This is a genomic window from Lentzea sp. NPDC051213 (genome assembly GCF_044455585.1).
Classification (GTDB): domain Bacteria; phylum Actinomycetota; class Actinomycetes; order Mycobacteriales; family Pseudonocardiaceae; genus Lentzea.
Genome location: NZ_JBITEX010000012.1, coordinates 97,800 through 112,417, shown reverse-complemented (window position 1 = coordinate 112,417; position 14,618 = coordinate 97,800). Strand labels below are relative to the sequence as shown.

Sequence of the window (14,618 nt, the reverse complement as noted above, 5' to 3'; positions counted from 1 at the left end):
CCCTCAGCCGCGGTTGGCCGCGTAGGCCGCCAGCGAAGCAAGCTGCGCCGCGTCCAGCGACGGGCGCACCACCTGGCGCGCCTTGGCCAGGTGGGCCTGCGTGACCTCGGCCGCCTCCAGCGACTCCCTCATCGCCGTCAGCGCAGCCTCCCGCACCAGAGCCGCGCAGTCGGCGGCCGAGTACATGTCCAGCTCACCGGCCAGCACGGCCAGATCCACATCGCCGGCGAGCGGCGTGTTCCGCGAGGCGGCCTTGAGGATCTCCGTGCGAGCGTCGGCGTCCGGCGGCGGCACGTTCACAAGACGTTCCAACCGCCCCGGCCGCAGCAGTGCAGGGTCGATCAGCTCCGGCCGGTTGGTCGCCGCGATCACCACGACGTCCCGCAGCGGCTCGACGCCGTCCAGTTCGGTCAGCAGCGCCGCCACCACCCGGTCCGCGACACCGGCATCGGACGACTGACCACGCCGAGGCGCCAGCGCGTCGACCTCGTCGAGGAAGATCAGTGCCGGCGCGGCATCGGCGGCCCGCCGGAACAGTTCGCGAACGGCGCGTTCCGACTCGCCCACGAACTTGTCCATCAACTCGGCACCCTTGACCGTCAGCACGTTCAGCTGCCCCGACCCTGCGAGCGCGCGCACCAGGAACGTCTTGCCACAGCCGGGCGGCCCGTACAGCAAGACGCCCCGCGGCGGGTCCACCCCCAGGCGTGCAAAGGAATCCGGGTACCGCAACGGCCACAGAGCAGCCTCGGTCAGAGCCTGCTTGACCTCGGTCATGTCGCCCACGTCGTCGAGCGTCAAGCCACCGGTCTGAATGGTGTCGGAGGCGGACATCGAGATCGGCCGGATCGTGCCCAGCGCAGCCAGCAGATCTTCTTGCCCCACACGGGGTTCCGCCACCTCGCGCTGCCGCAGTGCAGCCCGAACCGCCGCCTCCCGCCGCAGCGCACACAAATCGGCCGCCACAAAGCCAGGCGTCCGCTCAGCCGCCGCACCGAAGTCCACATCGGACTCCAACGGAACGTCGCGCAGCAGAATCCGCAGCAACTCGGTCCGAGTGGCGCCATCGGGAAGCGGAAGCGTGAGCTCACGATCCACCAGATCCGGCGCCCGCAGACGAGCGTCCACCGACTCGGCCCGCGCGGAGGTGACCACCAAAGCCAGGTTCGGACGCGACACAGCGGTGCGCAACATGTCCAGTACAACCGTCGCCACCGGCGGCGGCGCAGTGGGCAGCAACGCATCGATGTCCGTGACGAGCAGGACAGTCGGCTGCTCGGGGACACGGGCGATCGCATCGCCGAGCTGCTTGGCCATCGCGCCAGGTTCAAGAACGGCAATGCTGGGAGCGGCCAACTCGACAACGGAGGCGCCAACTGAACTAGCCACCGCCCTCACAAGCGTGGCCTTGCCGACGCCTTCCGGCCCGCTGACCAGAGCGGCCAGCCGCGCCGAGGCCCCCAACCGGGTCAGGAGCTCCGGCTGCCGGAACATCAGCTCCAGCCACTCGGTCAGCCGGCGAGCCTGGTCCCGTTGACCCACCAGGTCCGCAACGGGCAAAGCCTCATGCTTCTCCTGCACCACAACAGGTGTGACAGCCGAAGCGGCCGCTTTAGACGTTGCAGGCGCCCGCCAGCCGACGACGCTGGAGGGCTGCACGGCCACCGGCCCCGCAGGGTCGGTGGAGGTGATGGTGATCAGCTCGTTGGTCCACGTCATGCCGATGGCGTTGGACAACTTGCGACGCGTCTCGGACACGTTGGTGCCAGGCGGCGGCGCGAGGTCCTGAGGCAGCAGCGAAACGCTGTCGCCGACGGTGAGGACCTTGCCGGTCAACGCCAACCGCACGTGGTCAGGCGTCAGCGCAGTGCTGGCCAGGCGGGAGCCGGCCACGGTGATCGACCGTGCGGCGGCGACCTCGATCGGTGCCACGACGATCTCCGAGCCTTCGACGATGCCGAGGTTCGTCAGCGTCACGTCGTCGACCAGGACGATGCCCGGCGGGTGGTCGCCGGCGGCCGCCAGGGCCGCGCTGACACGGGCGCCGGTGAGCTTCACGGCGTCCCAGGCGCGCAGGCCTAGCGCGTCGAGGACCTCGCGGTGGAGGCGGACTACGCCCCGTCGGGTGTCCAGAGCGGACGGGGACAGGCGGGCCGTCAGCGTGATCACGTCGACGACTCTAGTGCGGTGGTTGGCGTGCAGGGTGGTTGATCTGCCGCAGTGCGCGGCGCGCGTACTAGGGAGGCGAGGATGGCGTACATGACTGACGTCGTGGATGGTGGAGTCGCGCTCCAGGACGGTGACCTGGGCAAGCCGAGACTTGGTCAGAGTTCGGGGCGTCCGTGAGGTATGTGATCGCGTCTGCCACTCCTGCCACGCTGGCGGTGGTGGCGGATCGACTCGGGAGCGGTGTCGAGTTCCGGCTCGGAAGTGTTGCCGAGACCTGGCACGGCTGCGCCGCGATGGTCATGTGGTGGCCGATCGCATACGAAAGGCATGGAGGGACTCCGAAAGACGGGATCGCACGCGTCCTGTTGAACGTGCGCGACGACGCCCCGGAACTCGTGCTGGCCACTCCGCCGGGACCTGGGCTCACCGCCGGTCTCGACCCCGTGGAAGCCGATCGCGAGGTGTTCTCCTTGGCTGTCCTCGGCGCTTGCGTCGAGGCGTACCGGAGAGAACTACCGGACCAGGAGAACTCCACTGTCCTTATCCACTTGGAGGCCGCTGCTCTCGACCAGGGAGACATGGCGGCCACGGCGTCGGGGATCGCCAGGTTTCTTGCCGAGGCGGTCACAGCCTGAAGTGAGGTGCTGGGGACCTTCCGCACGGATGCCGGTTCTGGTGGCCAGACCTTCAGGAATGGGGGCGGACGGATCGCTCTCGACCGCCTGACAGTCAACGGCGTCCACACCTACTATGTGCTTGCACTATCTCCTTCGAGCTTCTCGTAGATGGCGATCTCCCCAGGGTGGGCTAAGAACGACTAGGGGTGGATGTGGCGCAGTCGAGTGATATTCCTGTTTCGGAGAGTGGCGCCAGCCTGTTTCAAGCGGTGTTCGACCTCAAATCAGAGGGTGCGGATTGGCCTCCGGTCTTGATCGAGCGTCTCTGGGGCGAAAAAACGGGCAAGTTGGAGCTGCGGGTGGTGAACACGCCGTTCTTCGTGCGTGGAATCGCGTTCGGCGACCTCATCAGTGTTCGTCCGGATCACGAGCGTCGGGAGCTCGTCTTCGACGGCTTGAAGTCTGAATCTGGCCATTCGGCAGTTCTCGTTGTCTTTCGGCGGCATAGTAAGAGGGGCGAGGTCGAAAGGAAGCTTCGGGAATCTGGCTGCGACATCGGCACCTTGAGTACCTTCGAAAACCTGATTTCTATCAGCATTCCTCCTGTTGTCGACTATGGTGAGCTGCGTGGGTGGCTGCTGGAGCAGGCTGCGGCCGAGGACATCGATCTCCAGGAAAATGCAATATCGAAGATTCATCGACGACAGCTGCCTGAATTTCCGTAGCAAGGTAGGCTGGTCGGATTCGTGGCTTTGCGAAGGGGGACGATGGTGATCGAATCCTTTGGGGGGATCAACTTTTGTGTCACGTCTGTCAGTAACATCGTCGATGATTGCGAAAGCATTGAGTTCGTGGCTGAAGGCGGGCCGAGTGTTGCGATCACCACGAGAGACGACGATCCTGCGAGAGCGCTCCGCGTCAGCATGGAGGGCGAGATCGAGGCGACTGCTTTCCTGCAGATGATCGCCTACTCGCGGAGGCGGTTAGGACTTGTTGACCTTCCCGAAGAACCTTAATAGGTCGGCAAGATTCAGTTGAGGTCGCCGGATTTTCTCAGAAGGTGGCTTCCTTCGAGGTGGTGGTGTCCATGAGTAGTTCGGACTTTCCCGGCCACGACGTACTTCTGTCACGCCTGGTGCGGAGTCAGGGTGACGATCTTCTGCGTGACGTGAATATAGCTTCCGATGAGATACTTCTCCGCAGGCTCGCGGACCGGCTTGACATGCAGACGCTTGACCTCTTCCTTGTCGCCGGTCTGGATGTCCCAGAACACGCCTCGCCCTCCGACGGAGTTGGCAGCGGTGCGCTTCCTCGACTGGTAGAGCGTGCGCTTCGCTTGCCTGAATCCGACCGGGAACGGCTACGTGAATTCGCTCAGTCGCTGCCGGTGATGCCAACGTCAACGATCCTGCGGTGGGGTGCGCTGCCGTCTGGTGAGCAGTATCCTCCGGGATTCGGCTCCCTTTTAGTGCGAATGCTGGCCCTTCGCAACATGGGTTGGTCTGCGGCGGCCCATGTGCTGCGCGAGATGTCAGGCGTTTACCTCTCGGCTTCGACCATCGGTGCGATAGGGCGTGGAGTGCGAGAGCTTGATGCGGAGCTCATCACTGGTCTCGCGGCGGTTGTCGGGATTCCGGTCGCTGTCCTCGCAACCTTGATGGAAGTGGATCCGGCGATCGGAGATCATGTGCATTCGCCCGAGAACCGTGATGTGGCTGGCTTGATCTGGGATGTGCGTCAGTTGACCTCAGGGCAGGTGTGGGAGGTCTCGAACCTAGCGGAATGGTTGGACAGCTGAGGATTCCCGAGACAGAAACGGGCCGGACACGATGATCGCAGACAACAACATAAGTGTCATTTCGGGCGCTGCGCCTGCAGCGGTGTTCCGATGAAGAGAGTTATGCGCTGATGAGCGGTTACAACTTGCTTCAAGTTTCACTTCGGTGTCCGCGCTGCGGCGAGACGGGCACTACTCCGGTGGATTTCCGTTTCGGATTGTTCGAATTTCGCGAGTATGCCTTAGGGGATCGGTTGGAGTGGGGGGAGTGGGGTGATCGGTCGCCGAAGACGAGGCCGGAGGAAGGAAATTTCAGCGGCGAAGGGTATGCTGAGTGTCCTTTCTGCAAGAAGGACTACTGGGTGAGTATTGATGTCCGGTCTGACGTTCTGGCTGCAGTAGCTGTCGACTCATCCAAGCCTGGGTACATTCCCTGATCCGTAGCTCGTGGACTCGGGAGTAGCAAAAGTATTCAACAGGGTTTTTGGGCGGCGCAAATGAATGAAATATCAGTCGGTGAGCTCGATCAGCTGCAAATTCTGGTCATGGTTGATTGGCGCGACGGACCACTTGAAGGGATCGTGAAGCGCAAGGGCGGACAAGCTTGCTGGTACTTCAAGTTGCTTGCGGAGCGGCAGGAGGCGACGGCAACGCTCGGCGACCGACTCTTCGCTCTCTGGGCTCTTCCAGAGCAGGAAGGCTCGACCCTGTTCGATGAGTACGGAGGTGTCGAAGGAGGCGGCGTTGTCTGGCCGCCGTCCGGAACGCTGGGCTCTGACAAGGCGGCCGGCATCGTTGAAAAGCTCCGGTCCGACAGGCCGGGACCGCCGAATCTGATCATCCAATCTTCGCACCTCGTCGAGGTGCTCGGCGTTTGGAATGTGGCGACGGACTGAGTGGTAGCCGTGAAATGCGAAAAGCCCACCGGACTACTTCCGGTGGGCTTCTCGTTTGCTGGGTTCGGGGAGCTGAGTGAAAGGGCCACCGCTTCGGCTGGCGCCTCAAGCCCAACTGCCGCCATGACAGGCGGCATCCGTTGGCCGAGGGCACCGAGCCGTCCACCGCAGTAGGCGCAGCCCCATCACGCCGAGGCCTGCGCACCGCGCGCATGGCCGCACCATCGACACGACAGTGCAACGGCTGACGCAACCCAAGTCGACGAGCAGGCACCCCATGCGCACGCTGATAACACGACGATCGGCACCGGTAACAGTCCAAGCCTCGGAAGGCTTGGACAGTCACATGTACCGCCGCGCCGGAACTTGAGGCAGACGCCGGCGCGAAAACTATGGGCCGGACACGCTCAACGTGTCCGGCCCGCAGTCTGTTCAGGAAACGATCAGCGCTTCGGCTGCCGCCGAAGCCCCAACTGCCGCCAAGACCGCCGCCGCCCATTGGCAGAAGGCACAACACCCTCCGCAGCAACAGCGGAAGAAACATCCCGCCGAGGCCGCCGAACAGCCCGCATAGCCGCACCAGCAACCCGCCCATGCAACGGCTGACGCAGCCCAAGCCGACGAGCAGCCACCCCATGAGCCCGCTTGATAGCCCGGCGATCGGCACCGGTGACGGTCCAAGCCTCAGGATGCTTGGAAAGCCACATGTACCGCCGCACCGAGTAAGGCAGGTGCGCGAGATAAACGACCATCGCGATGATCAGCGCCACCAGCGGGAACGTGATGATCGCGGCGGCGAGAAGTCCGATCAGGACCAGCAGAGGCGCGACCGCGCGCGGCGGCACCTTCACGGTCTTCACGGACAAGGTCGGGATGCGCGACACCAGCAGCATCGCGACCACGACGGTCCAGATTCCGACGACAAGCGGTGAGTTCCACCAGCCGTCGCGGCGGACCTGCTCCTCGACGATCAACGGCAGCAGCAACAACAGGCCGCCGGCGGGAGCGGGCACGCCTACGAAGAACTCCTTCGCGAACGGCGGCTGTTCCTTTTCCAGCAACGTGTTGAAGCGGGCCAGGCGGACCACCATGCAGACCGCGAAGATCAGCGCGATGACCCAGCCCGCCCGGCTGCCCTCGAACTTCCAGAGGTAGATCGCCAGGGCGGGTGCCACGCCGAACGAGATGGCGTCGGCCAGGGAGTCCAGCTCCGCGCCCATCTTCGACGTCGCGTCCAGCAGGCGGGCGATGCGGCCGTCCAGGCCGTCGAACACCGCGGCCGCGGCGATGGAGGCGATGGCCGCGCCCCACATGCCGATGTTCGCGAAGTGCACTGCCGAGAGGCCCGAGCACATCGCGAGGACCGTGATGGCGTTCGGCAGCAGGCGAACGCCGGGCCCGCTGGGAGCCATCAGGCCTCCGGGAGCTCAGCGAGGACGGTCTCCCCGCCGATGGTGCGCTGACCGGCCTCGACCAGCACGCGGCTGCCGCGCGGGACGTAGAGGTCGACGCGCGAGCCGAAGCGGATCAGGCCGTAGGTCTGGCCGGCGGCGACCTTCTCGCCCTCGGCGACCTCGCACACGATGCGGCGGGCGACGAGGCCGGCGATCTGCACGACCACCAAGTCCACACCCGACGTGGTGCGCAGCCACACGGTGTTGCGCTCGTTCTCCTCGGACGCCTTGTCCAGGTCGGCCGAGAGGAACTTGCCGGGGTGGTACGAGACCTGGACGATCTCGCCGTCCGCGGGCACGCGCTGCACGTGCACGTCGAAGACCGAGAGGAACACGCTCACGCGGGTCATCGGCTCGGTGCCGAGGCCGAGCTCTGCGGGCGGGACGGCGTCGACCACGTGCGAGACGGTGCCGTCGGCCGGGGCCACCGCGAGGTTCGGGCGGGTCGGCGTCACGCGCTTCGGCTCGCGGAAGAACCACGCCACCCACGCTGTGACCAGGGCGAGGACCACGCCGAGCCGCTTGAAGCGCAGCCGGACCAGGAGGGTCGCGATGGCCGCGCCCGCGACGAACGGGCGTCCGGCCGGGTGCATCGGCGGCACCATGCCGCGCGCGAGTTCGAGGAAGTGAGAGACGGGCTTTTCGCTGCTCATCGTGTCGTGGGGTTCCGTAGCTTCCGTGGTTGTCGGGCGGCATCACGCTACGCCAACACGCCAAACCGCCCATCAGGACTGCCGGAAAAGCAAGTGGCCGGTGGGCCCATGCATCCCCCGACGAATGCACGGGCCCAACGGCCCCTGCGGGCAGTGTAATCCCCGTCACATGGGGTGAACAACGTCGTACTGTGAGCGTTCCGTCACAGTCCGTCGAGACCAATGGCTTGCAACCGACGTCGCACTTCAGGGACTCGTGAAGCGTCACGGACGGCGGGTGCGACGAGGTCGTCGGGATAGACCGCAGCTCCGTCGGGCAGCCGCAGCACGAAGAGTCCGCCCCAGTTCAGCTCCAGCTCGGCGCGCCCTGCCGTCACGAGCTGGTCGGCGATCATGCAGCCGAGGAGTTCCGTCACGGTTTCGACAGCCGCGTCGTGCACCTGTTCGGCGGTCAGCGAGCCGTCGACCGGCCTGCCGGTCAGCTCGTGCAGGCGGCCCTGCTCCAACCCCGTCAACAGCGCGGCCAGCGTGTCGCCGATCTTGCTGACCCGGCCCGCGTGCCGCAGCGCCTCGGCGTAGCGGCGCAGCAGTTCCGGCCCGGTCAGCGGGGCCAGCTGCTCCCAGGTGATCGGCGGTCCCTTCACGTCGACCAGCTTCGCGATCTCCTCCGCGGGCGTGCCCCGCAGCAACGTCCACGCGGGCCGCTCGTCGACGGCCTCCGCCACCGTCATCGCGGCCGGCCGGAGTTGCCTCATCGCGGCCACTCGCTCCCGGACCGGGGGATGGCTGTCGAACACCGTCTTCGGCTCCTGCTCGGCCAGGAGGGGCTCCAGCTCTCGCAGCTCGTGCACGCGCCGCGGGTGGTCCAGGTAGGCGCGGAAGCCCTCGACCAGCGGCGGCGTGCGGCCCGCGAGGACGGCGAGCGAGACGTACCAGCGCAGGTAGTCGTTCCAGCCCTCGCCGACCGGACCCATCCGCAACAGCGCCCGCGACGCCGCCTCCTGCCCGGCCGCGGCCACGGCGACCTCGTCGGCGAACTGCTCGTGCTTGCGGCTCTCCGAGGCGGCGACCAGCGCGTACAGCCTGGCCCACGCGTAGAGCACGCCGAACGAGGTGTCGACCCGCCCGACCGCCAGCCCGAGTGCGAGCTTCGCGCGGTACGTCACCGCGGAGACCTTCGTGTGCCCGCCGCCGTAGTGACCCAGCTCGTGCGCGAGGACCGACCTCAGCTCGCCGATGCCCGTGCCCGCCACCAGCGGCAGCCCGAGCTCCAGGTACCGCACACCGCGGCGTTCCCACACGCTCGCGTTCGCCCCGTCGACGAGCCTGATGTCGTCCGGGCTGCGGGTGCCCGCGATCCGCGCCAGCTCGTCGACGTGCTGCCAGAGCTCGGGGTGCGTCGCGCGGGTCATCGCGACGCCGCTCGGCTGCGGCCTGATCCACAACGCCACCAGCATCGCCACCAGCGGAGGACCGCCCAGCACGAGGGCGAGCAGCCCGAGGTACACGCCGCCCTCGACGTCGCCCTGGTCGAAGACCGCGAGCGCGGCCCCGCCCAGCCCGACGAACAGGCCCACCGCCAGCACGAAGAAACCGGCGAGCATCGCCAGCGCCAGCGTCGCTCTCATCGATCCGTCCCCCAGAACGTCGTCCTTATTGCAGGTATCTGATGGTGACCTCGGCGCCCGCCGCCAGTTCGGTGACGTCCTGCGGCACCTCGATCAGGCAGTTCGACAGCGCCAGCGCCGACAGCAGGTGCGATCCCGGCCCCCCGACCGGCGTCACGACCTGCCCGGACGACGGGTCGTACGCACCCCGCCGGAACTGCGTCCTCCCTGCTGGAGACGTCAGCCCGGTCGTGATGGTTGCCCGCGCGGTGGTGCGCTCGACCTGGAGGTGGCCCATCGCCGCGAGCAGCGCCGGCCGCACGAACACCTCGAACGACACCTGCGCGCTCACCGGGTTGCCCGGCAGCGTCAGCACCGGCACGCCCTCGTACCTGCCCGCCCCCTGCGGACCGCCCGGCTGCATGGCGACCTTGGTGAACCGCACGTCGTGGCTGACCAGGGCGTCCTTGACCACCTCGTAGGCGCCCGCGCTGACCCCGCCGGACGTCACGATCACGTCCACCGAGCCGAGATAGGGCGCCAGCGCGCGGTGGAACGCGTCCACGTCGTCCGGCACGAACCGCAGCTGCACGGCGATGCCTCCCGCCTCGCGCACCGAGGAGGCGAGCATCATGCCGTTCGACTCGTAGATCTGGCCCTGCTGCAACGGCTGGCCGGGCTCGACCAGCTCGGAGCCGGTGGACAGGATCAGCACGCGCGGGCGGCGGCGCACCGGCAGCTCGGCGAGACCGAGCGCCGACGCGAGACCGAGCTGGGCCGGGCGCAGCACCGTGCCCGCGACCAGCACCGCGTCGCCCTTCTGCACGTCGTCGCCGGCGGTCCGGATGTTCGCACCGGCCTCGACCGCCGCGTTGATCGTGACGGTGCCAGTGATCGTGCCGGGGCCGCCGTCGGTCCACTCGACCTGGACCACCGCGTCCGCGCCGGGCGGCACCGGAGCGCCTGTCATGATCCGCTGCACGCTGCCGGGTTCGAGGGCGGACAGCTCCGTGCGACCTGCGGGGATGTCGTCGGTCACGGGGAGGCGGACCGGCACGCCAACCAGGTCCGCGGCGCGGACGGCGTACCCGTCCATCGCGGAGTTGTCGAACGGCGGCAGGGACAGCGGGGCGATGACGTCGGCGGCGAGCACGAGCCCGAGGCACTCGTCGAGCGGGAGCTGCAGCACGGGCATGCGCCCGACGAGCTCCGCGACGCGCTGGCGGTGTTCGGCGACTGTGGTGGGGGACACGACTGCATACTGCCAACGTCGAGGTGGTCGTGGGGATCGCTTGGACCTCGTTGCTCCCGGAGGTGTTGTTAGTGCAGGTCCGGACCAGGCACACACCGACGTTCGGCGTGGCGAGACTCGTGCTCGCGCCCGGAGAGATGGTGCTGGCCGACCCGCAGACCCTGGTGGCCACGAGCTACGGGCTCGCGGTCGACGTCAAGGGCGCGGGTGCGAAGGCAGTCGCGCTGTGCACGGCCGGTGCGGAAGGCGGCTGGATCGACGCGGCGCCCGCGTTGCCCGGTGACCTGCACCTGGTCGAGCTCGACGGCACCCACGGCTGGTGCGTCTCACGGCTCGGCTGGGTCGCGTCGAGCAGCACGGTCGCGATGAACCCCGACGCGCCGCCCATGAAAGCGCTTTTCGGTGGTGTCGAAGGCTTCCTGAACTACGCGCACGGCCAGGGTTCCGTCGTGCTCGCCTGCTACGGCGCGCTCGACCTCGTGACGCTCGCGGCCGGCGAGGCGGTGACGATCGCCAGCGACCACGTCGTGGCGTTCGCGGACACCGTGCAATGCCGCCTTCGCGCGTTGCCGCCGGATGGTGCGCAATCCATTCACTCCGGCGAAGGACTGGTGTTCGACTTCGCTGGTCCAGGTGCGGTGCTGACCCAGACGAGGGGACCACGCCGACTCGCCACCTGGTTGCGCGCCAACGGAGTCAGCTCGCGTTCATGACTCCGTAAGGAGGTATCCGCGTGACATTTCTTCTCTTAGCGTTGCGTTCTGCTTGCGTGACTTGAAGGAGGACGCCTTGGCTCTCGGTACCGTCAAGTGGTTCAACTCCGAAAAGGGATACGGCTTCATCGCAACCGACGGCGGGCCCGACGTGTTCGTGCACTACTCGGCGATCCAGATGGACGGCTTCCGGACGCTCTCCGAGGGCGACCGGGTGGAGTTCGAGGTGCAGGCCGGGCGGGACGGGCGCAGCCAGGCATCGGACGTCCGCAAGGCGTAGGTCCGCAAGGCGTAGTGCCGCTTCGACCAGCGTTTTGACCAACCCCCGCCGAGCTGATCCGGGCGGGCGTTAGGCTGCCTCGCGTGTCGGAGGACCTGAGCGGGCGGCGGATCGCGCATTACCGGATCGATGGTGTGCTCGGTCGCGGTGGCATGAGCGTGACCTACCGGGCCACGGACGTGAGACTTGGCCGCAAAGTCGCGCTCAAGGTCATCGGTGAGCACCTCGCGCCCGACGCGGAGTTCCGCGAGCGGTTCGTCGACGAGGCGCGCAACACCTCCGCCATCGACCACGCGAACATCGTGCCGCTCTACGACTTCGACGAGGTCGACGGCCTGCTCTACATCGCGATGCGGCTCGTGGACGGCCAGGACATGGCCGGCCACATCAAGGAGGGGCCGCTCAGCCCCGCGCGCACGCTGACGCTGCTCGCCCAGGTCGCCGAAGCGCTCGACATGTTGCACGGCAAGGGTCTCGTGCACCTCGACGTGAAGCCGGCGAACGTGCTGGTGACCACCAAGGAAGGCACGCGCGAGCACGTCTACGTCGCGGACTTCGGCCTGACCCGGCGCGGCGCCACCGGCCACCGCACTCGAACGGGTGATTTCCTCGGCTCGCCGACCTACGCGGCGCCGGAGCACCTGCGCGGCGAGCCCGTCGACGGCCGCACCGACCAGTACGCGCTCGCCTGCATGCTGTTCGCCTGTCTGAGCGGCCGCCCGCCGTTCCGGGGCGGCGTGCAGGAGGTCATCCAGGGCCACCTCGGCGGCACCGTGCCGGCGCTGTCGCAGCTCGTCGCGTTGCCGCCGGCGATCGACGAGGTCATCCGCAAGGGCACTTCGAAGGACCCGTCGCAGCGGTTCGCGAACTGCGCCGAGCTGGTCAACGCCGCCCGCGGCGCTCTAGCCGGGGTCGCGCAGGGCTCGGGTCCCGCTGCAGCCGGGCCGCAGTCCGGCTCGATCCCGGTGCAGTCGCCGATGTCCGGCCCGATGCCCGCGCAGCAGGGGCAGTACCAGGGCGGCTACCAGCAGCAGGGGCTCGCGGACCCGGTCCGCCTGCGCCCGCCGAACCAGGTCGGCGTGAGCGCTTTCACGTCCACCAAGAAAGAGCGCCCGGCGTGGTTCGCGCCGGTCATCGCGGCCGCCGCGGCGATCGCGCTGATCATCGTCGTGGTGCTCATCCTGACGCCTGGTGACGAGCCGCCGAGGCAGCCGAAGACGAACTCCTCGCCGACGCTGAACATCGACGACGGGTCGACCTCGAAGAAGCCGCTGCCGACCTCTGTGCCGGTGCGCACCTCCCGCTGAGTTCGCCCCGGGTTCGCTTGCACTCGCCGTGCACGAGTGCTAAACACGAACTAGCACTCGGCACGTCCGAGTGCCAATGCAGTGAGGCTGGGACGGTGAGGCACCCTCGTGATCAACGGGGGAGTCGTCCGTCGCGGGCACCGAGCCTGGCCACTCGCACCGTGTTCCGCTGTGGGCGTGCGCCCGCAGTGGCCCAGAATCCACAAAGGCGGAGGAACACACCGCAATGGCCAAGATGATTGCGTTCGACGAGGAAGCCCGTCGCGGTCTCGAGCGCGGGATGAACATCCTCGCTGACGCCGTCAAGGTGACGCTCGGCCCGAAGGGCCGCAACGTCGTGCTCGAGAAGAAGTGGGGCGCGCCGACCATCACCAACGATGGCGTCTCCATCGCGAAGGAGATCGAGCTCGAGGACCCGTGGGAGAAGATCGGGGCCGAGCTCGTCAAGGAGGTCGCGAAGAAGACCGACGACGTCGCCGGTGACGGTACGACCACCGCGACGGTGCTCGCACAGGCTCTGGTCCGCGAGGGCCTGCGCAACGTGGCCGCGGGCGCGAACCCGCTCGGCCTCAAGCGCGGCATCGAGCAGGCCGTCGAGGCGATTGCCGAGCAGCTCCTGAAGGCCGCCAAGGAGATCGAGACGAAGGAGCAGATCGCTGCTACCGCGTCCATCTCCGCCGCTGACCCCACGATCGGCGAGCTCATCGCCGAGGCGATGGACAAGGTCGGCAAGGAAGGCGTCATCACCGTCGAGGAGAGCAACACCCTCGGGCTCGAGCTGGAGCTCACCGAAGGTATGCGCTTCGACAAGGGCTACATCTCCGGTTACTTCGTGACCGACCCCGAGCGCCAGGAAGCGACCCTCGAGGACCCGTACATCCTGCTGTTCGGCTCCAAGATCTCCACGGTCAAGGACCTGCTCCCGCTCCTCGAGAAGGTCATGCAGGGCGGCAAGCCGCTGCTGATCATCTCGGAGGACGTCGAGGGCGAGGCCCTGGCCACGCTGGTCGTCAACAAGATCCGCGGCACCTTCAAGTCCGTCGCCGTCAAGGCGCCCGGCTTCGGTGACCGCCGCAAGGCCATCCTCCAGGACATCGCCACCCTCACCGGTGGCCAGGTCATCACCGAGGACGTCGGCCTGAAGCTGGAGAACGCCGACATCTCGCTGCTGGGCAAGGCCCGCAAGGTCGTCGTCACCAAGGACGAGACGACCATCGTCGAGGGTGCTGGTGACGCCGAGCAGATCCAGGGTCGCGTCAACCAGATCCGCGCCGAGATCGAGAAGTCGGACTCCGACTACGACCGCGAGAAGCTCCAGGAGCGCCTCGCCAAGCTCGCCGGCGGCGTTGCCGTCATCAAGGCGGGCGCGGCCACCGAGGTCGAGCTCAAGGAGCGCAAGCACCGCATCGAAGACGCGGTCCGCAACGCCAAGGCCGCCGTTGAAGAGGGCATCGTCGCCGGTGGTGGCGTCGCGCTGCTTCAGGCTGCCGAGGCCGCCTTCGCGGGTCTGCGCCTGACCGGCGACGAGGCCACTGGTGCCAACATCGTCAAGGTCGCGGTCGAGGCTCCGCTGAAGCAGATCGCCATCAACGCCGGCCTCGAAGGCGGCGTCGTGGTCGAGCGCGTCAAGTCCCTGCCCGCGGGCGAGGGCCTGGACGCCGCGACCGGCGAGTACAAGGACCTGATCAAGGCGGGCATCATCGACCCGGCCAAGGTCACGCGTTCCGCGCTGCAGAACGCCGCGTCCATCGCCGCGCTGTTCCTGACGACCGAGGCGGTCGTCGCGGACAAGCCGGAGAAGAACGCTGCTCCGGCCGCGCCGGACGCCGGCGGCATGGACTTCTGAGTCCGGCTGCTTGATTGCTCTGATCGGCCCGGTTCCGCCTTTGGCGG

The 14,618-nt window shown here is 67.5% G+C and carries 15 protein-coding genes; 9 read left to right on the top strand and 6 right to left on the bottom strand.

Translation table 11 applies throughout. The features are described from left to right. Positions 1-3: 3 nt before the first annotated feature. Complete coding sequence (locus tag ACIA8G_RS40460) at positions 4-2,169, bottom strand: AAA family ATPase (protein WP_396424090.1); 2,166 nt, start codon at positions 2,167-2,169, stop codon at positions 4-6. 218 nt (positions 2,170-2,387) lie between these two features. Here ACIA8G_RS40460 and ACIA8G_RS40455 point away from each other — a divergent pair, with 218 nt between their 5' ends. From ACIA8G_RS40455 to ACIA8G_RS40445, 3 genes are all read left to right on the top strand, one after another. After that, entirely contained in the window at positions 2,388-2,804 is a 417-nt protein-coding gene (locus ACIA8G_RS40455; RefSeq protein ID WP_396424089.1) for a hypothetical protein, read from the top strand. Between the two features lie 188 nt (positions 2,805-2,992). Continuing rightward, on the top strand, positions 2,993-3,511 hold the full coding sequence (locus ACIA8G_RS40450; RefSeq protein ID WP_396424088.1) for a DUF4265 domain-containing protein: 519 nt from the start codon (positions 2,993-2,995) through the stop codon (positions 3,509-3,511). A 42-nt stretch (positions 3,512-3,553) separates the two neighbouring features. Continuing rightward, entirely contained in the window at positions 3,554-3,802 is a 249-nt protein-coding gene (locus ACIA8G_RS40445; RefSeq protein ID WP_396424087.1) for a hypothetical protein, read from the top strand. 110 nt (positions 3,803-3,912) lie between these two features. On the opposite strand, the gene ACIA8G_RS40440 is transcribed toward ACIA8G_RS40445, so the two are convergent. Beyond that, a complete protein-coding gene (locus ACIA8G_RS40440) occupies positions 3,913-4,059 on the bottom strand; it encodes a hypothetical protein (protein WP_396424086.1) in 147 nt (48 codons plus the stop codon). Between the two features lie 63 nt (positions 4,060-4,122). Between ACIA8G_RS40440 and ACIA8G_RS40435 the strand changes: the two genes are divergently transcribed. Further along, complete coding sequence (locus tag ACIA8G_RS40435) at positions 4,123-4,584, top strand: hypothetical protein (RefSeq protein WP_396424085.1); 462 nt, start codon at positions 4,123-4,125, stop codon at positions 4,582-4,584. Between the two features lie 476 nt (positions 4,585-5,060). Next, on the top strand, positions 5,061-5,459 hold the full coding sequence (locus tag ACIA8G_RS40430) for a hypothetical protein (protein WP_396424084.1): 399 nt from the start codon (positions 5,061-5,063) through the stop codon (positions 5,457-5,459). Positions 5,460-5,902: 443 nt separating this feature from the next. Here ACIA8G_RS40430 and pssA read toward each other — a convergent pair whose 3' ends face one another. The 4 genes from pssA to glp all read right to left on the bottom strand — a co-directional run bounded on the left by pssA (position 5,903) and on the right by glp (position 10,425). After that, complete coding sequence (gene pssA / locus ACIA8G_RS40425) at positions 5,903-6,871, bottom strand: CDP-diacylglycerol--serine O-phosphatidyltransferase (protein WP_396424083.1); 969 nt, start codon at positions 6,869-6,871, stop codon at positions 5,903-5,905. Beyond that, positions 6,871-7,566 carry a phosphatidylserine decarboxylase gene (locus ACIA8G_RS40420; protein ID WP_396424082.1) on the bottom strand — a complete coding sequence of 232 codons (696 nt, stop codon included), beginning with the start codon at positions 7,564-7,566 and terminating at the stop codon, positions 6,871-6,873. Before ACIA8G_RS40420 ends, pssA begins: the two co-directional genes overlap by 1 nt. Positions 7,567-7,769: 203 nt before the next feature. After that, positions 7,770-9,194, bottom strand: coding sequence for a M48 family metalloprotease (locus ACIA8G_RS40415; RefSeq protein WP_396424081.1), 1,425 nt, complete (start codon positions 9,192-9,194; stop codon positions 7,770-7,772). A gap of 25 nt (positions 9,195-9,219) precedes the next feature. Next, entirely contained in the window at positions 9,220-10,425 is a 1,206-nt protein-coding gene (gene glp, locus ACIA8G_RS40410) for a gephyrin-like molybdotransferase Glp (RefSeq protein WP_396424080.1), read from the bottom strand. A 71-nt stretch (positions 10,426-10,496) separates the two neighbouring features. On the opposite strand from glp, the gene ACIA8G_RS40405 reads away from it, so the two are divergent. The 4 genes from ACIA8G_RS40405 (at position 10,497) to groL (ending at position 14,571) form a co-directional block, all read left to right on the top strand. Further along, positions 10,497-11,138 (top strand): AIM24 family protein, encoded by a 642-nt coding sequence (locus tag ACIA8G_RS40405; RefSeq protein ID WP_396424236.1) that lies wholly within the window; start codon positions 10,497-10,499, stop codon positions 11,136-11,138. 76 nt (positions 11,139-11,214) lie between these two features. After that, positions 11,215-11,418: a cold-shock protein gene (locus ACIA8G_RS40400; protein WP_396424079.1), complete on the top strand. Its 204-nt coding sequence runs from the start codon at positions 11,215-11,217 to the stop codon at positions 11,416-11,418. A gap of 83 nt (positions 11,419-11,501) precedes the next feature. After that, the gene (locus tag ACIA8G_RS40395; RefSeq protein WP_396424078.1) at positions 11,502-12,725 is read left to right on the top strand and encodes a serine/threonine-protein kinase; all 1,224 of its coding nucleotides are present in this window, start codon (positions 11,502-11,504) and stop codon (positions 12,723-12,725) included. A 226-nt stretch (positions 12,726-12,951) separates the two neighbouring features. Continuing rightward, complete coding sequence (gene groL, locus ACIA8G_RS40390; RefSeq protein WP_396424077.1) at positions 12,952-14,571, top strand: chaperonin GroEL; 1,620 nt, start codon at positions 12,952-12,954, stop codon at positions 14,569-14,571. Positions 14,572-14,618 lie beyond the last annotated feature (47 nt).